Source organism: Enterocloster citroniae (genome assembly GCF_040545455.1).
GTDB classification, from domain to species: Bacteria; Bacillota; Clostridia; order Lachnospirales; family Lachnospiraceae; genus Enterocloster; species Enterocloster citroniae.
Genome location: NZ_JBEPLZ010000019.1, coordinates 62,589 through 82,120 on the forward strand (window position 1 = coordinate 62,589; position 19,532 = coordinate 82,120).

Sequence of the window (19,532 nt, forward strand, 5' to 3'; positions counted from 1 at the left end):
CGTCACACAAACTTCTTTAGTTCATCCAATACCAGGTCGATATCCAGGGGTTTTACCAGATACCCTGTCATCCCTGCCTTGTAAGCCGTCACCTTATCCTCCTCAAATGCATTGGCCGTCATGGCCAGTATGGGCACTTTCCCTCCATCCGGGCGCGCCAGTGCACGAATGGACCTGGTAGCTTCCAGTCCGTCCATCACCGGCATCCGAATATCCATGAGCACGGCATCATAATACCCTGCCTCGTTCTTTTCAAACAGGTCCAGGGCCTCCTGCCCGTCATGGGCTGTTTCCACCTCCATGCCGTGCATCTCCAGCAGCGTTTTGGCAATCTCCCTGTTCAGTTCATTGTCCTCTGCCAGCAGGACCCTGCAATGGCGCAGATCCGTCTTCTCCACCTTTTCCGCCGCCGGAAGGGTCCGGTCAACGGCACCTGCAAACGCATCATAGATGGAACTCCTAAACAGAGGTTTGGAAATAAAATAATCCACGCCCGCGCCTCTGGCCTCCTGCTCAATCACAGTCCAGTCATACGCCGATATCATGATAATGGTGGTATCCGGCCCCACCAGGCCGCGGATCCGCCGTGCAGTCTCCACCCCGTCCATGTCCGGCATCTGCCAGTCGATCATGGCGATATGGTAATACTTCCCGTTCTTCAGGTAATGGTTCACTTCCTCCACCGCCCTGGATCCCGAGTCCACCCACACGCAAACAGCTCCCGCATCCCTGAGGATCTCCGTACACTGGCATCCCACCACGGGATCGTCATCCACCACCAGCACATCCAGACCTTTCATCAGCTCCTTCTGCTTTCTCTGCTGCTCCTTCTGCCGGTCATCCTCCACCAGTTTGAGAGGGATGGTTGCCGTAAATGCCGTCCCCTTGTTTTTTTCACTCTCCACCTCTATGGTGCCTCCCATGAGCTGCACCAGATTGTACACAATGGAGAGGCCCAGGCCGCTTCCCACATTATTGCGGGCAACCTCCGGGGATTCCTGTTCAAAGGGCTGGAAGATACGGGTGCGGAACTCCTTTGACATTCCTATCCCCGTGTCCTTGACACAGAACTGGATATAGGAAAAACCATTGGTGCGCTTTTGTTCCTGAATGCAGATCTGTATGCTGCCGCCCTCCATGGTAAACTTAAGGGCATTGGACAGCAGGTTCATGAGCACCTGCTTCACCCTGAGGGCATCCCCGATATAGTACTGCTCCAACGGTTCCTGATGGTATATCTCATACCGGATCCGCTTTTCCCTGGCCTGGGGATAGATGATCTGATCGATCTCCCCGATCAGCTCCGTGAAATCAAAATACTCGCTGGTCAGATCCATTTTCCCGGTCTCGATTTTGGACATGTCCAGTATATCGTTGATCAATGAAAGTAAATATCTGGAAGATGCATCGATCTTCCTAAAACAATCATGAACGCTTTTTTGATCCTCCAGCTTCAGCTGTCCGATGGTGCTCATGCCGATAATGGCATTCATGGGCGTGCGGATATCATGGCTCATCCTGGAAAGGAAATCAGACTTAGCCCGGTTGGCGGCCTTGGCAGATGCCAGGGCATCCCGCAAAAGCTGCTCCTGGCGGGCCTGCTCTGAGCGCTGGGAATCCAGGACTTTCACCAGGTCAATGGCCAGCACATCTCCATTAAAAGGATTTTCCACATAGATCAGCTGTACGGATATCCAGTGGTATACCCCATCCATACCGATCTGCTGAAGCTCCATATACAGCTCACGTTCCCCTGAGGCAAACCGGGCCAGCACACTGTCCCGGTCAAACGCAGCTGCAAAATCCTCCCGATAGCTGGGATAGATCAGTGGGACCGAATGGCTGACCATGTCCGAATACCGGCCCTGGCGCTCCACCGGGTATGCATTCTGTTCTTCAATAAAGCAGTTATATGTATCCTTTGTCAGGTTTACGCTCACGATCAGGGGATAGGCTGTACAGATCGCAGCCCTCAGAGAGCGGTTCTCGATGAGCTGCTGGCGCTCCTGCTCCTGTTCCATGCGCTTTACATCAGTGATATCCGTGAACACGGCCTGAATCACCTCCAGCCCGTCCGCATTGACGATCCGGCCCATGACCACGCTGAGCCATACCGGCTGTCCGTTCCTGCGAGATCCCTGGCGGATGTAGGAAGCATTCTCCCCGTCCAGGGAAAGGCTGTCGATCAGCCCCACGATCCACGCCCGGTCCTCATCCCTTACCAGCTGCACCGGACTTTTCACCTCGGCGCGGTACTCCTCCTCGGACCCGTATCCATAGAATTCCCACACCATCCTGTTTATGTTGACCACCCTGTGGCAGGGATCCGTGGAAAACTGGATAATGCCGCAGGGCACGGAATTATAGAGCTGGCTCAGGAAATCCGCCTGCTGCTTATATTCCTGTTCCCTGCGCTTTAGCACTCCCTCCAGTCTCAGATATTCCTCCCTTCCGGCTTCCGCCGGAAACAGCTCTCCCTCCTGGATGTCCTGGAAGGGCACCGAGTTATGGATATGGACAACCTTCAGTTCCCCGTCCTGTTCCTGAAACACAAAGGTGACCCTCTGCTGCACCTTGACATACACGCCAGTGCCTTCCTTGGACTGGAGCCGGCTGGTTCCCTCGCACAGGTAACAGCCGCCGCCCAGGCATCGGACCTCATACACTTCATCATACATATCGCAGGGTGACAGGTCCTCCCGGCCGGCCAGGAAACAGGCGGCCACCGCCTCTTTTCCCTCCGCCTTCTGCAGTTCCCCTGCCCCAAGCCAGACAATATCATCTGCAAAGGTGGATATCAGGAAGTCCACATCACAATCACAAAAATATCGGTTCAGGATCTCACCGGCAAACTCCTGTATCTCTTCCTTTGACCTTTTTATCATAATAAAAGCCTCCTACGGCAAACATTACAGCTTAACTTGCAGCTGAGCTAAGTCACAACTAAATAATTATAACATTAACCCAAAGCAAACGCAACGCGCCGGGAGGCAGATATTCTTATATTCTTATCATTTTCTAACAGTTCAGACATCATTTTAAAGGCTGTTACATTTTAATCACAACATGTCCGCTGCACAGTGACCGCCTTACATCTATAATCCTCTGGTTAGAGGATCCCTTAAAGGCCAGGCTGATATCCTTTAACTCCTCCACAAACCTTCCGTCCACCAGCACATCGATCATGCCCAACATCTCATCCGTGACCTCACACCTGGCCCTGCTTTCCTGTAAAAGCTCCCGGTCCAGCAGATATCCCGTATAACACCAGATATCCTTTTGAGGATATTTCTCTTTTACCTGTCTTAAAAGCCCCGCCAGCACACGCTGGTTTTCCGGCTCAAAGGGTTCTCCGCCCAAAAGGGTAAGGCCGTTTATATATTCCGGGGAAAGGGCCGCCAGGATCTCCTGCTGCGTTTCCCCGGTAAAAGGACGGCCGAAGGCGAAATCCCAGGCCTCCTGGTTAAAGCAGTTTGTGCAGTGATGGGAACAGCCTGACACAAACAAGGATACCCTGACACCCTCTCCGTTGGCAATGTCATATTTTTTGATCGCACCGTAGTTCATATTATAAATGCAGCACCCTTTCCTTTATCTCCTGGGTCCTTCCCTGGTTCCAAAACTGGGTTCCGATATAACCGCAGGTCCTTCTGGCCACGTTCAGCTTATTCTCATCCCGGTTTCCGCACTTGGGGCATTCCCACACAAGCTTTCCGCTCTCGTCTGTGACGATCTTTATCTCTCCGTCAAACCCGCATTCCTGGCAATAATCGCTCTTTGTATTCAGCTCCGCGTACATAATGTTGTCATAGATATAACGGATCAGCTGGAGCACGGCGGGAATGTTGTGCTGCATGTTGGGGACCTCCACATAGCTGATGGCGCCGCCTGTGGAAAGCGCCTGGAACTGGGACTCGAATTTCAGCTTGGAAAACGCATCGATCTCCTCCGACACATTCACATGATAGCTGTTGGTAATATAGCTTCTGTCCGTGATCCCCTCAATGATCCCAAAACGCTTCTGAAGGCATTTCGCAAACTTGTAGGTAGTGCTTTCAATGGGGGAACCGTAGATGCTGAAACCAATATTGGTCTCCTCCTTCCAGCGGTTACACGCCTTATTCATATACTCCATCACTTCCAGGGCAAAGGGAGTTGCTCCGGGGTCTGTGTGTGACAGCCCTGTCATATACTTCACGCACTCATAAAGTCCCGCATATCCAAGGGAAATGGTGGAGTATCCGCCGTACAGCAGACGGTCAATGGTTTCTCCCTTTTTCAGCCTTGCCAGCGCGCCGTTCTGCCAGAGGATGGGCGCCGCGTCTGACAGGGTTCCTTTCAGGCGGTTGTGCCGGCACATAAGGCCCCGGTAACACAGATCCAGCCTTTCATCAAACAGCTTCCAGAAAGCGTCCATATCCCCGCCTGAGGACAGGGCCACATCCACCAGATTGATGGTCACCACTCCCTGGTTAAAACGGCCGTAAAACTGGTAGTTCCCATTCTCATCCTTCCACGGGCTCAGCGCACTGCGGCATCCCATCACCGGGAAGCAGTTGCCTTCCTTCAGCTCTTTCATCTTTTTCTCGGAAATATAATCGGGGACCAGACGTTTTGCCGTACATTTGGCAGCCATCTCAGTGAGGTAATAATACTCGGTCCCTTCCTCTATATTATCCTCCTCCAGCACATAGATCAGCTTGGGGAATGCGGGGGTGATCCATACGCCGGACTCATTCTTTACGCCCTGGTAACGCTGCTTTAGGGTTTCCTCAATGATCATGGCCAGGTCTTTCTTCTCCCGCTCATTCCCTGCCTCGTTCAGGTACATGAACACGGTCAGGAATGGGGCCTGCCCATTGGTGGTCATCAGTGTGATGACCTGGTACTGTATGGTCTGCACGCCCTTGATCACCTCTTTGCGCAGCCTGTTCTCCACCACCTCATGGATGGCTTCGTCAGAAGGCGCGCAGCCGAATGTCTTAACCTCTTCCAGTACCTCTGCATAAATCTTCTTTCTGGACACGTCCACAAAGGGAGCCAGATGAGCCAGGCTGATGCTCTGCCCGCCGTACTGGTTGCTGGCCACCTGGGCAATGATCTGGGTGGCAATATTGCAGGCAGTGGAAAAGCTGTGGGGCTTTTCAATCCTGGTCTCGCTGATCACGGTTCCATTCTGCAGCATATCCTCCAGGTTTACCAGGTCACAGTTGTGCATGTGCTGGGCAAAGTAATCCGAATCATGGAAATGGATGATCCCCTCCTGGTCCGCCTCCACGATATCCTGGGGAAGAAGCATACGCTTGGTCAGGTCCTTGCTCACCTCACCGGCCATATAATCCCTCTGCACGCTGTTGACCGTGGGGTTCTTATTGGAATTTTCCTGTTTCACATCCTCATTATTACATTCGATCAAAGACAGGATACGGTTGTCCGTGGTATTGGCCTTACGGATAAGGGAGCGCTGATAGCGGTATCTCACATAATCCTTAGCCAGTTCAAACGCGCCGGTGGACATGATCTGGTTCTCCACCATGTCCTGGATCTCCTCCACAGACACCGCCCTGTTCAGTTTATCGCATTTATATTCCACATAATCGGCAATATCCTTGATCTGCTCCAGGCTCAGCTTGTTCTTTCCGGCCGCCGTATTAGCTTTTGACACAGCTACCACGATCTTGTTTATGTCAAAATCTTCTTCCGCGCCATTCCTCTTAATAATCTTCATCTTTACTACACTCCTTTATCCACATGCTTACATACCCCCCGCTTTCCCTTCAGCGGAAGTATATGGGTATCCTATCATAAAATACTGGAAAATTCTGTTGCTTGTGCAACAGTATATGATTTTAACACTAAATGTTGTGTTTTTCAAGCGGAAGATATACGATAGGATGTATTTCAGAAAAATGCCAGAAACTGTGGGACTTCCGGGAATTGGCACTGACAAAATGCCGGGAGAGGGGTCTTTTAAGACAAATGTTTTAGAACCCCTGATCTTCAGACAGACGTGCGGAGGCTCGGCTTTAGATGTACAGAAAAAGCGGGGCAAAAGGATCCGGTCCCCGATGCCCCGCCGACCGGTTTTCAATCCAGATACGTTCCCACCGGCGAAGTGTTATACTGCTTTAAAATCTCAACCATTACAGACCCATCCGGCTCCACTGACTCTGCAAGGATCTTGTACTGGGTCCTGTTCCGGTCCAGCTGCATCTTATATTTGTCCACTTCCTCCCGCACCAGCTTTACTGCCAGGTCGTGGTTGATATCCTCCTTCAGCAAAAAATGCAGGGTTTGTTTGATACATGCCGCTTTGATTCGTTTCATACTTAAATACCTTCCTTTTTTATTTTCATATTAATCTACCGGAGCGTTTTTTGTATCATAGGAATTCCGTCTGAATTTCCTATGATACAAAAAAAGGACCTGTCTCACTCAGCGAATTTGAGCGAAACAAATCCTTTTGTTTACCCGGGAAATTACTGGAGCGTGCCTGAAAATTACGATCTGCAGTCAGAACTTAACAAGCGTTCTCTTTGCTTTATTATAGCAGATTTTAAGAATTTTCGTAAGCAGAATTTTATCCGAAACAGTCCCAAAACCGGATCTAAGCCAGCCTACGGCCTTTTGTAAACAGCACAGCTGTCCCGTTCTACCAGATGATGTGGTACAATAATCTTAGTGGCAACCAGTTCGGGATTTTCCACGTGTTCGATCATCTGGGCAGCTGCCTGGGTTCCCAGCTGGCAGGAATTTACATCCACCGATGTGAGGGAGGGAACGGTCAGTCTGGCAAGAAGGGAATTGTTAAAGGAGATAATGGACACATCTCCGGGTATGGAAAGCCCCAGTTCCATACACCCCTTTTCCAGGGCCACCGCCAGGATATCATCGCTGACCAGAACTGCCGTGGGTCTGTCCGTGCGGGTCAGCAGTGCATGGAGCACCTCATTCTGCTTCTCAGGTACGGAGGGTACCTCCACACACAGTTCCGGCAAGAAACCGATCCCCCGTTCTGTCAATGCCAGCATATACCCCATCCTTCTGTCGTTGTTAAACAGCAGGGAATGGTCACCGGACAGATAGGCGATCCTCTCATGCCCCAGTTCCAGGAGATACTCAGCAGTCTCCTTGCCCGCAAGCACATTGTCGTTATCCACATAAATGGTCTGGTTCACATTCCTGTACGCCTTTCCCACCAGGACATAGAGGATCCCCTCCTCGTACAGATAATCCAGCACCGGATCCTGTTCCCTGGAATACAGGACGATAAACCCTTCCGCCAGACCTGTCCTGACCATGTTCTTGATCACCTGAAGGATCTCCTCCTCGTTCTGCCCGGTGATCACCGTATTAATGTACTGTCTCTGATTGCAGTACTGGCTGATCCCGCGGATGACCTCCAGATAAAATGCGTTCTGGTACGCCTCCCACTCCGAGGGGGGCAAAATGATGCCGATGGTCCGGGAATTCTGGGTGGCCAGGCTGCTGGCCTGGAAATTCGGCTCATATCCCAGCTTTGCCATGGCCTGGCGCACCTTCTCCTTGGTCTGGCGGCTGATGGACGGATGATCTTTGCAGGTGCGGCTTACGGTTGAGGGGGACACCCCCGCAAGGGCGGCAACATCTTTAATTGTAACAGGCATAGGACGCCTCCTTATTGATAATTTGTAACGGTTCAGGACATTCGTTGTAAAATAGATCCTTATTCTATATTGTAAGGTTTAATGCAACGTTTGTCAAACTTTTTTGCGCTGTTTGCGCGATTTAGTTTCATCATTTGCACTGTTCCCCATGATTCCCCCCTCAATACAAGAGGGGAATTTGCACAAATACAGGCTGTTTTCTTTGTGCAAATGGTAGAAAACACTTCATTTTTAAAATAAGTATTGCTTTCTTCACGCAAACAGATTATATTTAACGCAATCGGTTGCGTAATCAATGCAACATATTTTTCAACATAGCAATCCATCTAAAACGGCAACCTATTTAACACGGCAAACATGCAACAAATCATTTCAGGAGGTTACATAATGAACAAGAACACCGATGGCTGTATTGGTATCCAGATCCTCTCCCCCTTAACCGGAACTGCGGTTCCCCTGGAAGATGTCCCGGATCCGGTATTTTCCCAGAAGATCATCGGGGACGGGATCGCGGTCCTGCCCCGGGACGGCAGGCTGGTAAGCCCTGTTGACGGAGAAGTCGTCTCAGTGGCCGACACCCTTCACGCCTATGGCCTGCGCTCGGATGAGGGCATTGAAGTCATGGTCCATTTCGGACTTGAGACCGTTTCATTAAAAGGAGAGTTTTTTACCTGCCATGTCAAACCGGGTGACAAAGTAAAGGCAGGGGACCTGCTGGCCGAAGCAGATCTCAAGGGCCTGGAGGAGAAACAGGTCAACACCATCACACCGGTACTCATCTGCGGAGGCATGGAGGGCCGCTCCATGAACGCTGCCCTTGGCCCCGTAACAGCGGGAAAGGATGCGGTCATCACCCTGCTGGACCAGTGCCCGCCTGAGGCGGAATCTTCCCAAACAGCCCCCGATGACAGCCCTGTATCAAAACCTGCTAAAAAGAAGTCAAAATCCCTGATCAATTTTGACTTTCTCCAGAAACTAGGAAAAGTATTGATGACCGTGATCGCTGTCATGCCTGCCGCAGGTCTCATGATCAGCGTGGGAAAGCTGATCCAGATGGCTGGCGGGGATATGAACCTGGTCATCACACTGGGAAGCACCATGGAAACCATAGGCTGGGCCATTATCAACAACCTGCACATCCTTTTTGCAGTTGCCATCGGCGGCTCCTGGGCAAAGGAGCGGGCCGGAGGCGCATTCGCGGCAGTCATTGCATTTATCCTTATCAATGTGATCACCGGCGCCCTGTTCGGGGTCAGCAGCGCGGACCTGAATGATCCGGCGGCCGTCACCCGTACCCTCCTTGGACAGGAGATCCTGGTAAACGGTTACTTTACCTCTGTCCTGGGAGCCCCCGCCCTGAACATGGGCGTGTTCGTGGGCATCATCGCAGGTTTTACAGGGGGTGTCATCTACAACAAGTATTACAACTACAGAAAACTTCCCGATGCCCTGGCCTTCTTTAACGGCAAACGCTTTGTTCCCATGGTCGTCATTGCATGGTCCGTGATCATTTCCCTGGTACTGGCTCTTGTATGGCCGGTGGTACAGACAGGCATCAACTCCTTTGGAGTATGGATAGCCAATTCCTCCTCCACCTCCCCGGTGCTGGCCCCCTTTATCTACGGAACCCTGGAGCGCCTCCTGCTTCCCTTTGGCCTGCACCACATGCTGACCATACCCATGAACTATACCTCCTTTGGCGGCACCTATACCATCCTCACAGGCGTCAACGCAGGTTCACAGGTGTTTGGCCAGGATCCTCTGTGGCTGGCATGGGCCACCGACCTGATCAACCTCCAGAATGCAGGAGACGCCGCCGGGTATCAGAACCTGCTGGCCACCGTGACACCGGCACGTTTCAAAGTGGGACAGATGATCGGCGCCACCGGCCTCCTGCTGGGTATTGCCCTGGCCATGTACCGCCGTGTGGACCCGGATAAGCGCAAAAATTACAGGTCCATGTTCCTGTCCACCGTGCTGGCGGTATTCCTCACAGGTGTTACCGAGCCCCTGGAATTTATGTTCATGTTCTGTGCGCTTCCCCTGTATCTGGTATACGCAGTGCTTCAGGGATGTGCATTTGCCATGGCAGGCATCATCCACCTGAGGCTCCACTCCTTTGGAAACCTGGAATTTCTCACCCGTATTCCCATGTCCATCCGGGCCGGGCTGGGAGGCGATGTCATCCATTTTGTCATCTGCATTGCTGTCTTCTTTGCCGCGGGATATGCCATTGCCTATTTTATGATCGGAAAATTCCGCTTCGCCACCCCCGGGCGCCTGGGTAATTATACGGACGACAGCGCAGCGGATGAAACAGGCAGTCCATCTGCAGGCGCCGCGGTTTCCGGAAACAGCCAGGCAGAACGCATCATTTCCCTGTTGGGCGGAAGGGATAATATTGTGCTGGTGGATGCATGCATGACCCGCCTTCGGGTCACTGTCAAAGATGTGGGTAAGGTAGCCGAACTGCCCGCCTGGAAAGCTGAGGGAGCCATGGGACTGATCAAAAAGGACGAAGGCATCCAAGCCGTATACGGCCCCAAGGCAGATGTGCTGAAATCCGACATCAACGATATACTGTGAGGTATTCCATATGAAACTCCTGACTCTAAACACACACAGTCTGGAAGAGACAGACTATGAATCCAAACTCCTGGCATTTGCCGGGGGTATATGGAAAGAACAGCCTGATATAATCGCCCTTCAGGAAGTCAATCAGACCCAGACCTCCTCCCCGGTTGACCTGCAGACCCTGAAACAGTGCGGATATGTTCCCTGTATGCCTTGTGAAAACGGTATAAGGCAGGATAACCATGGATTCCGACTGGCCTGCATGTTCGCCAGCCGCGGCATCCCTTACCAGTGGACCTGGTGCGGGGCAAAAACAGGTTACGGCAAATATGACGAAGGCCTGGCTGTTTTCAGCCGCTTTCCTGTCTCAGACACACATCAGTTTTACATTACGGGTATCCATGACTATTCCAACTGGAAGACAAGAAAGATCCTGGGGATCTCTCTTGACCTTCCCTGGGGCAGGGAATATTTCTACAGTGTACACATGGGATGGTGGGATGACGGTGAAGAGCCATTCCAGGATCAGTGGGCAAGGATCAGCCAAAACCTCCCCCGCTCTGCCGGCTCAAGGACCTGGCTCATGGGCGACTTTAACTCCCCTTCCCATATAAAAGGAGAAGGGCGGGATCTTCTGTTACGGTCAGGCTGGCATGACAGCTATGATATGGCGGATGACAAAGACAGCGGGATCACGGTCAGCCATGCCATTGACGGCTGGAAGGAACGGGGTGATATTCCGGGAATGCGCATCGACTATATCTGGACTGACCGGCCTCTCCGTGTCAGGACCAGCCGGACCATCTTTAACGGAACCTTTTATCCTGTTGTGTCTGACCATTTTGGGACCATGATCGAATATTGACCTGGGCATTGCCCATAAAATCAACCAGGGCATTGCCCACAAAAAGGAGTGCGGAATAAATGAAACGAGAAAGCGGAATCTTACTGTCCATTGCCAGCCTGCCTTCCAGGTTCGGGATCGGCTGTTTTTCAAAGGAGGCCTATGAGTTCGTGGACCAGCTAAAGGAAGCTGGCCAGTCCTACTGGCAGATACTCCCCCTGGGACCCACCAGTTACGGTGACTCCCCTTACCAGTCCTTTTCCACCTTTGCAGGAAACCCATACTTTATCAGCCTGGAGGACCTGATAGAAGAAGGAGTCCTTACCCGGCAGGAGTGTGAGGAAGCGGACTTTGGGGAAACACCGGACGCCGTGGACTATGCTAAAATATATGAGGCGCGTTTTCCCCTGCTGCAAAAGGCCTATGAACGCAGCAACATCAGCCGGAACACGGAGTTTCAAAACTTCCTGGAAGAAAACAGATGGTGGCTTGAGGACTATGCCCTTTTCGTGGCAGTTAAATCCAGGTTTGGAGGCAGGGCATGGACCCAATGGGCTGAGGATATCCGGCTTCGCTGGCAGAATGCGCTGGATTACTACCGCAGGGAGCTGTACTACGAGATCGAGTTCCACCAGTACCTTCAGTATCTGTTCTCCAAACAGTGGAACCAACTAAAATCCTACGCCAACAAAAAGGGAATACGCATTGTGGGCGACATCCCCATCTATGTGGCCATGGACAGCGCGGACGCCTGGGCTCATCCCGAACTGTTCCAGCTGGACCAGGACAATGTGCCCACCGCTGTGGCGGGCTGCCCTCCGGACGGCTTCTCCGCCACAGGCCAGCTCTGGGGCAATCCCCTTTACCGCTGGGAATATCACAGGCAGACCGGATACCAATGGTGGATCAGCCGCCTGTCCTACTGCTACAGACTGTATGACGTGGTAAGGATCGACCACTTCCGTGGATTTGATGAATACTACTCCATCCCGTCCGGCTCTGATACGGCTGTGGACGGCCATTGGGAGCAGGGGCCGGGGATTGAATTTTTCCAGGCAGTCAAACAGGCACTGGGCGAAAAGGAGATCATAGCCGAGGACCTGGGATATGTGACGGATTCCGTCCGCCGGTTGGTATATGACAGCGGATTCCCGGGCATGAAGGTCCTGGAATTTGCCTTTGATTCCAGGGATTCGGGCTGTGCCAGCGATTATCTGCCCCACAATTACCCGGAAAACTGTGTGGCCTACACAGGCACCCATGACAATGAGACCATCACAGGCTGGTACGGCTCCATCACCCCTGAGGAGAGAAAGCTGGCCCGTGACTATCTGTGCGACTTTTACACTCCGGAAAACAGATTGTATCTGTCCTTTATCAGCCTGATCATGCGCAGCCAGGCCAGGCTGTGTATCATCCCCCTTCAGGACTATATGGGGCTGGACAATAAATGCCGCATCAACACCCCCTCCACAGTTGGAGAAAACTGGAAATGGCGCCTGCTGCCAGGCCAGGTAACGGAAGCGCTCTTAGAAACCATAGGGGCTGTCACGCTTCGGTACGGACGCTGGAACTGGTAAACCGCCAGGGACAGCATTTAACAGTAAAAACAAACACATGAAAATGCTGCCGCAAAACAGTTGATCAACCGTTTTGCGGCAGCATTTTCCATATCGTTCCATATCATTTAATATCATATACCCGGCACCGTGACCGCATACGCGCGCTGCCCTGTCAATAGATGGCCCGCTCCCTGACAAGCATTGTGGGATATCCCATATTGCGCAGATTCCGTTCCATCTGGACCGCATGATCCATGTTAAGGAATGCTCCCACCCTGACCTTGTACAGGCCATCGTCATAGACCATAAAGGCAGGAAATCCCCTGGACTGCAGTTCATCCACCAGTCTCTGCGCAGGCATCCTTGTTCGGAATGCCCCGATCTGCACCTGGTAATACTCCGGGCGCTGCTGCTCCTGTTCCCGTATGGTCTGGAGCACGCCGTCCGCAATGGCCTGGGCAATGGCTTCAAAATTCTCGTCAAAAAACTGATTATCCTGTGGATTGTCAATAAATCCTGCCTCCACCAGCACGGCCGGCATCTGGGTGCGGCGCAGCACAATGAGTCCCGGCCGTTCCTGGATCCCCAGGTCGTTAAATCCGGTTTCCACCAGGTTGCGCTGGATATTCTCCGCCAGCATGGCCGGCACGCCCTCGTCCTGATACACCAATGTAGTCACACCGCTTCCAGTGCCGGGCACCGGCATGGCGTTGCGGTGAATGGAGACAAAATAATCAGCCCCCGACCGGTTGGCAATCTGCGCTTTTTCCAGTGGCGTATCAAAGGTGTCGGTGGTCCTTGTATAAACCACGTCCACTCCATTATTTTCCAGTATCTGTCCTACTGCAAGAGCCAGCCTAAGGGTATCATCCTTTTCCCGCCGTCCGTTAAACATGGCTCCAGGCTCCACACCGCCGTGTCCGGCATCTATAATCACTCTCTTAAGGTCTGCCATATCAGACTCTCCTTCACATATGACTCTACATTATACCATATGTGAAGGTGAGACAAATGTTGACAAAACCTTAATTAAATTTCGTCCACATCCACCCCTCTGGGACCTACCTGCGTGGAAAATACGATCTGCGTGCTTGTCTTTCCAAACTTCTGCAGCTGCCCTATGAACATATCCAGCTCCATGGTGCTCTGAAAGGCCACCTTCATCAGCATGGAATACTCTCCCGTAACGCAGCTGCACTCCAGCACATTGGGCACTTCCTTTGCGTAGGCATAGAATTTCGGCTTGTCCTCCGGAACCACATCCAGGTTGATAAACGCCAGAATGTGGTAGCCCAGCTTCATGGGATCCACCATGGCGTGATATCCGGTTATGATCCCCTCCTTTTCCAGTCTCTCGATCCTGGCGGATACGGCGGGCGAAGACAGAAATGTGTTCTCTGCAACGGTCTTCAGGGACATTCTTGCATTGGCCTGTAACAGCTTCAGGATCTTGCGGTCAATATCATCCATACTCTCTTGTTCCTCCCTTGGCAGTTCTATTTTCTGAGGGCTTTTATCCTCTCCACTGCTTCCACTGTATTTTCATAGGTTCCAAATGCGGTAAGCCGGAAATATCCTTCCCCGCTGGGGCCGAAACCGCTTCCCGGAGTTCCCACCACATTGGCCTGTTCCAGCAGATGATCAAAAAATTCCCAGCTGGTCATCCCCTGCTCTGTCTTAAGCCAGATATAAGGGGAGTTTACGCCTCCGTAAACCATATATCCCGCTTCCTTAAGGCCATTGTAAATGACCCTGGCGTTCCTCATATAGTAGGCCACCTGTTCCATGACCTGCCTGTTTCCCTCCTCTGAATACACGGCCAGCCCCGCCCTCTGCTCAATATAGGGAGCTCCGTTAAACTTGGTGCCGTGCCTGCGGGCCCACAGGGAATGAAGCATCACATCACCGCACATCAGGTCCTTGGGCACCACGGTAAATCCCAGCCTGACGCCGGTAAATCCCGCTTTCTTGGAAAATGAGCGGAACTCGATGGCACAGGTCCTGGCCCCCTGGATCTCAAAAATGCTGTGAGGTACCTCAGGCTCGGCTATATATGCCTCATAGGCGGCGTCATAAAGGATCACGGCCCCGATCCGGTTGGCATAATCCACCCACACCTTTAGCTGCTCCCTTGTGAGCGTGGTGCCTGTGGGGTTATTGGGATTACACAGATAGATCAGATCCGGAGTCTCCTTTGGCAGCTCCGGCACAAAGTGGTTCTCTGACCGGCAGGGCATATAGATCACATTGCTCCACATTCCCTTTGCTTCATCATATTCACCCGTGCGGCCGGCCATGACATTGGAATCCACATACACCGGATACACCGGGTCACACACCGCGATCCTGCTGTCCGGGCTGAATATCTCCTGTATATTGCCGCAGTCGCTCTTGGCCCCATCGGAAATAAAGATCTCATCCGGGGATATCCGGCATCCCCATGCCATATAATCCTTTTGCACAATGGCTTCCCTTAAAAAATCATATCCCAGATCCGGCGCATAGCCGTGAAATGTCTCGGCATGTCCCATCTCGTCAGCTGCTTTATGGATGGCCTCCACCACGGCCGGGACAATGGGAAGGGTCACATCACCGATCCCCAGGCGGATGATGGTCTTGTCCGGATTGGCCTGCTGATATGCCGCCACCTTTTTGGCAATGGTGGAAAAAAGATAGCTGCCAGGCAGTTTCAGATAGTTTTCATTGATCTTAAACATAATTTGCTCCTCCTTGTTATGAAGTGTACTCTCGGAGTATCCCCGGGAGAACACTGAGCAGATGCGCTCTTAAACATAAACGCTCCCAGGAAACCCGCCTGGCTCCATACAGGGCGCTAAGACAGCAAATGTTCACCATCACAGGACCTGTACAGAGACATAACCGCACATCTTCGTGCCCTTGGTCCCTGAGAGTGTGTATTTGATTACATGTAGTTTAAAGTGTTAAATGACTAAAGTCATTTTGTCAATCATAATATATTTCCCGTGGTATGTCAATACTTCCGCTGAATACTTCCACCGCAGGACCTGTCATAAACAGATGTCCCGTTCCCCTGTCCAGCCGGATCTGCAGGCTTCCGCCCCGCAGGCTGACCTGCACCTGGTCATCCACATACCCCATGAGGATAGATGCCATCACACTGGCCGTGGCTCCGGTACCGCAGGCCCACGTCTCACCGCTGCCCCTTTCCCATACGCGCATCCTCAGATGTCCCCTGTCCACCACCTGGATAAACTCCGTGTTCACCCGGTGGGGCTGGAACCTCTCATGCAGTTCAAAGGCCGGTCCTATCTTCTCCAGATCAAGACTGTCAATTTCTTCCATATAATAGACGGCATGGGGATTCCCCACATCAATACCCACAAACCGGTAGTCCGTCCCATCCACCGTGATGTCCTCGGGAAGCTCAGAAGTGAGGAAAGCCTCACCCATGTCCACCGTGATGGACACCGCCCTGCCATCCAGTATGTCCAGATCCAGGTTCTTGATCCCTCCCAGCGTCTCCACGGTGATCTGTCTGCGGTCCGCTGGCACAAGGCCGTGGTCGTAGGCATACTTGCCCACGCAGCGCACTCCGTTCCCGCACATGATGCCCTGGGAGCCGTCCGCATTGTACATCTCCATTCTGCAGTCCGCCACATCCGAGGGGCAGATGAGGATCAGGCCATCTGAACCGATCCCAAAATGCCGGTCGCTGACAAACCTTGCAGTCTTGCCCGGCTCCTCTACTTTTTCCTTAAAACAGTCCACATATACATAATCATTTCCAATTCCCTGCATCTTTGTAAAATTCATCGTTCCCTCCCGTCAAAACTCACACATGGATCAGACTGATCACCATCTGGGCTGTCTCCACCAGATTGGTTCCGCTGTCCATACTGCATTTCTGGATATATCTGTGAGCCTCCGACTCTGTCATGTTGTTCCGCTCCATCAACAGCTGCTTTGCCCGGGCGATCAGGTTCTGCTCCTCCTCGCTGCGCTCCTTTGGCTTGCCGCGCATCTTTCTGCGAAAGCGCATCTGGGCCTGGACCATCATTTCCAATGTATTTAGCAGATCATGGACCTTCAAAGGCATGGGCAGGCAGATGACATTGCCGGGGGCCTGGCCGCTCCATCTGCTGGGCGAAGAGATAAGGAGCATGTCAAATGTCCCCGGCAGGTATTGGCGCAGCTCGTCATACAGCATATCCTCGAACCGGTAACCGCTTACCACAATACCGCTGCTTAAGCCTTCCGCCGCCGAGAGGGTCTGTGCGCCCGAGGTGCAGACAGCAACCACCTGAAAACCGTTTCGCACCAGGATCCCCTTTATATTCTTTCCATCCTCCGGTTTGGAGAATGCCACGATAATATTAGTCACATGTCTCACCTCCAAGTCCCTTGTCCGCTGAGAGTAAGCAATCAGTATTTATACAGATATTCGCTTACTTCCCAGTCCGTCACCTGGGCCCTGAAGTCACGCCATTCCTTTTCCTTTGCCTCCAGGTATTTGGTGTAAATATGTTCCCCCAGCACTCCCTTTATAAATGAATCCCCCTCATATGCCTCAATGGCGTCTCCCAGGGTCTCCGGGATGCGCTCCACATTCCTGGACCTCATCTCCTCTGGCTCCATGGTGAACATATTGCCCTCCACACAGGCGGGAAGCGCCATCTTTTTCTCAATCCCATCCAGGCCGGCACGCAGGCAGGCGGCCAGGGCCAGATACGGGTTCATGGCGGAATCCGGGCAGCGCAGCTCGATCCTCGTGTTTCCTCCCCTTGGGGAGGGGATGCGGATCAGGGAACTGCGGTTGGAGGTGGGCGACCACGCAATATAGATGGGCGCATCATATCCCGGTATGAGGCGCTTGTAGGAATTGACAAGGGGATTTGTGAGGATGGTCATGGGTTTCATATGGTGGAGGATGCCCGCCATAAAGTAATATGCAGTGGCGCTCAGGCCCAGGGCATCGGTGTCATCCACAAACAGGTTCTTTCCCAGCATATCCGACAGGGACATGTTGATATGCATGCCGGAGCCGTTGACGCCTTCCTTGGGCTTGGGCATGAAGGTGGCATGAAGGCCGTGGCGCTTTGCAATGGTCTTGGCCGCCATCTTAAATGTCATGATATTATCTGCCGCGCAAAGGGCATCAGTGTACTGGAAATCGATCTCATGCTGCGCCGGAGCAATCTCGTGGTGGCTGGCCTCCACCTCAAAGCCCATCTCCTCCAGGTTGAGCACAATATCCCTGCGCACATTTTCCGCAAGGTCAATGGGGGACACGTCAAAATATCCCGCAGTCTCATGGGTGTTGGTGGTGGGCCTTCCCTCCTCGTCCGTATGGAACAGGAAAAACTCGCACTCCGGCCCAACGTTAAACACAAACCCCATATCCCTGGCCTTTTCCACCGCCCGTTTCAGCACATTCCTGGGATCCCCGGTAAAGGCCGTGCCATCGGGGTTATACACATCGCAGATCAGCCTTGCCACCTTGCCCTGCTGGGGCCTCCATGGAAATATCTCAAAGGTATCCAGATCCGGATACAGGTACATGTCGGACTCATCGATCCTGACAAATCCTTCAATGGCGGACCCGTCAAACATGCAGCGGTTCTCCAGTGCCTTGTTCAGCTGGCTTGAGGTAATGGCCACGTTCTTAAGCATGCCGAAAATATCCGTGAACTGAAGACGGATAAATTCCACATCCTCCTCTTCCACCATGCGGACAATGTCTTCCTTACTGTATTTGCTCATCTTTCCTCTCCCTCTCTTGCAGACTGTGAAACCATAAAATACAAAAGGCAGGGCGCTTTGTGGCGCTCCCGCCTCAATACTAACAAAAATATATCAGCAGATATTTTATTTGTCAATGCGATTTAATGATTTCGTGGTTTTCACCAATATCACTTTAATGCGCGAAGTTGTTCGGTAAAATGATTACCTAATTTAATGGTGCCCACATACCCCACATCACCGGTCATGTGCACAATGCCCCGCTCATCGATCTCCAGTTCCAGTGTGCCGCCCGGCATCTGGACCACCATCTTGGGATCTGTCAGGCCCAGGCGGTAGGCTGCGGCCGCCGCTGCGCAGCACCCGCTTCCCGATGCCAGGGTATAGCCCGCCCCTCTCTCATAGACCTCGGTCTGTATGTGGGTACGGTCCAGCACCTTCATGATCTGGGTATTGATCTTTTCCGGAAACTGCTTTGCGCTCTCGGAATATTTCCCGATCCTGCACACCAGGTCCTTTGATATCTCATCCATGAGAATGACGCAGTGGGGGTTGCCGATGGACAGGCAGGTGACAGGGTAGGGGATCCTTCCAAAGACCATGGTCTCATTGATGATCTCCCTGCGGGGTCCCTCCACAGGCACGTCATCACTCCAGAAAGAGACCTTGCCCATGGAAGCCTTAAGCCTGGTCCCCTCCTCGTTGAGATAGTGGATGGCCGCCTCACCGCCCTGGGAATAGATGGTAAAATCCTTTTTCTGCACATAGCCCGCGTCTTTTAAGTACTTGGCAAAGATCCTCACCCCGTTGCCGCTCTTTTCGGCAACGCTTCCGTCCGGATTCCACACCACCATGGAGATCCTGTCATTGTCAAGCACCGGCCCCTCCAGCACCCCATCGGCGCCCACGCCAAAATTCCGGTTGCACATCAGTTGTACATTAGACGGATTCAGCTCCATTTTATTTTTATTGGGATCATAGATCAGATAGTCGTTTCCAAGTCCATGATATTTTTCAACTGTTATCCTCAATTGCTTGCCCTCCATATTTTTTCTGCACCAGTCGCCCCGTTCCCGGGTCACCAATCAGCATATTCTGTTTATATTTTAACAGGCATTTTTTTACAATTATATAGATATATTGCTATTTTATATTGCAAATCCTGCTGTATTTATTTTATACTAT

The 19,532-nt window shown here is 52.2% G+C and carries 15 protein-coding genes; 3 read left to right on the forward strand and 12 right to left on the reverse strand.

All coding sequences use genetic code 11. The features are described from left to right. Positions 1-2: 2 nt before the first annotated feature. The 5 genes from ABID13_RS20500 to ABID13_RS20520 all read right to left on the reverse strand — a co-directional run bounded on the left by ABID13_RS20500 (position 3) and on the right by ABID13_RS20520 (position 7,646). Positions 3-2,885: a response regulator gene (locus tag ABID13_RS20500; RefSeq protein ID WP_045092305.1), complete on the reverse strand. Its 2,883-nt coding sequence runs from the start codon at positions 2,883-2,885 to the stop codon at positions 3-5. Positions 2,886-3,048: 163 nt separating this feature from the next. Beyond that, positions 3,049-3,567: an anaerobic ribonucleoside-triphosphate reductase activating protein gene (gene nrdG, locus ABID13_RS20505; RefSeq protein ID WP_007867260.1), complete on the reverse strand. Its 519-nt coding sequence runs from the start codon at positions 3,565-3,567 to the stop codon at positions 3,049-3,051. A 1-nt stretch (position 3,568) separates the two neighbouring features. Next, a complete protein-coding gene (nrdD, locus tag ABID13_RS20510; RefSeq protein WP_007867263.1) occupies positions 3,569-5,728 on the reverse strand; it encodes an anaerobic ribonucleoside-triphosphate reductase in 2,160 nt (719 codons plus the stop codon). Positions 5,729-6,087: 359 nt separating this feature from the next. Beyond that, the gene (locus tag ABID13_RS20515) at positions 6,088-6,327 is read right to left on the reverse strand and encodes a hypothetical protein (protein ID WP_007867266.1); all 240 of its coding nucleotides are present in this window, start codon (positions 6,325-6,327) and stop codon (positions 6,088-6,090) included. A 290-nt stretch (positions 6,328-6,617) separates the two neighbouring features. Then, positions 6,618-7,646, reverse strand: a complete 1,029-nt coding sequence (locus ABID13_RS20520; protein ID WP_007867269.1) for a LacI family DNA-binding transcriptional regulator — start codon at positions 7,644-7,646, stop codon at positions 6,618-6,620. 387 nt (positions 7,647-8,033) lie between these two features. On the opposite strand from ABID13_RS20520, the gene ABID13_RS20525 reads away from it, so the two are divergent. The 3 genes from ABID13_RS20525 to malQ are packed head-to-tail and all read left to right on the forward strand — an operon-like array spanning position 8,034 to position 12,644. Further along, positions 8,034-10,232, forward strand: a complete 2,199-nt coding sequence (locus ABID13_RS20525) for a PTS transporter subunit IIBC (protein ID WP_082173803.1) — start codon at positions 8,034-8,036, stop codon at positions 10,230-10,232. Between the two features lie 10 nt (positions 10,233-10,242). Continuing rightward, positions 10,243-11,085 carry an endonuclease/exonuclease/phosphatase family protein gene (locus tag ABID13_RS20530; protein WP_007867276.1) on the forward strand — a complete coding sequence of 281 codons (843 nt, stop codon included), beginning with the start codon at positions 10,243-10,245 and terminating at the stop codon, positions 11,083-11,085. Between the two features lie 59 nt (positions 11,086-11,144). Continuing rightward, on the forward strand, positions 11,145-12,644 hold the full coding sequence (malQ, locus tag ABID13_RS20535; protein ID WP_007867278.1) for a 4-alpha-glucanotransferase: 1,500 nt from the start codon (positions 11,145-11,147) through the stop codon (positions 12,642-12,644). 154 nt (positions 12,645-12,798) lie between these two features. Here the strand turns inward: malQ and ABID13_RS20540 are convergent, their stop codons facing one another. From ABID13_RS20540 to dapF (ABID13_RS20570), 7 genes are all read right to left on the reverse strand, one after another. Then, positions 12,799-13,581, reverse strand: a complete 783-nt coding sequence (locus tag ABID13_RS20540; RefSeq protein WP_007867280.1) for an N-acetylmuramoyl-L-alanine amidase — start codon at positions 13,579-13,581, stop codon at positions 12,799-12,801. Positions 13,582-13,655: 74 nt separating this feature from the next. Then, the gene (locus ABID13_RS20545; RefSeq protein WP_007867282.1) at positions 13,656-14,096 is read right to left on the reverse strand and encodes an Lrp/AsnC family transcriptional regulator; all 441 of its coding nucleotides are present in this window, start codon (positions 14,094-14,096) and stop codon (positions 13,656-13,658) included. 26 nt (positions 14,097-14,122) lie between these two features. Then, positions 14,123-15,343, reverse strand: a complete 1,221-nt coding sequence (locus ABID13_RS20550) for an LL-diaminopimelate aminotransferase (protein ID WP_007867284.1) — start codon at positions 15,341-15,343, stop codon at positions 14,123-14,125. A 247-nt stretch (positions 15,344-15,590) separates the two neighbouring features. Then, positions 15,591-16,421 carry a diaminopimelate epimerase gene (gene dapF / locus ABID13_RS20555; RefSeq protein ID WP_007867287.1) on the reverse strand — a complete coding sequence of 277 codons (831 nt, stop codon included), beginning with the start codon at positions 16,419-16,421 and terminating at the stop codon, positions 15,591-15,593. 19 nt (positions 16,422-16,440) lie between these two features. Beyond that, on the reverse strand, positions 16,441-16,989 hold the full coding sequence (locus ABID13_RS20560) for an ANTAR domain-containing response regulator (protein WP_007867290.1): 549 nt from the start codon (positions 16,987-16,989) through the stop codon (positions 16,441-16,443). A gap of 41 nt (positions 16,990-17,030) precedes the next feature. Then, positions 17,031-18,368, reverse strand: coding sequence for a type I glutamate--ammonia ligase (gene glnA, locus ABID13_RS20565; RefSeq protein WP_007867293.1), 1,338 nt, complete (start codon positions 18,366-18,368; stop codon positions 17,031-17,033). Between the two features lie 149 nt (positions 18,369-18,517). Further along, the gene (dapF, locus tag ABID13_RS20570) at positions 18,518-19,378 is read right to left on the reverse strand and encodes a diaminopimelate epimerase (protein WP_007867296.1); all 861 of its coding nucleotides are present in this window, start codon (positions 19,376-19,378) and stop codon (positions 18,518-18,520) included. Positions 19,379-19,532 lie beyond the last annotated feature (154 nt).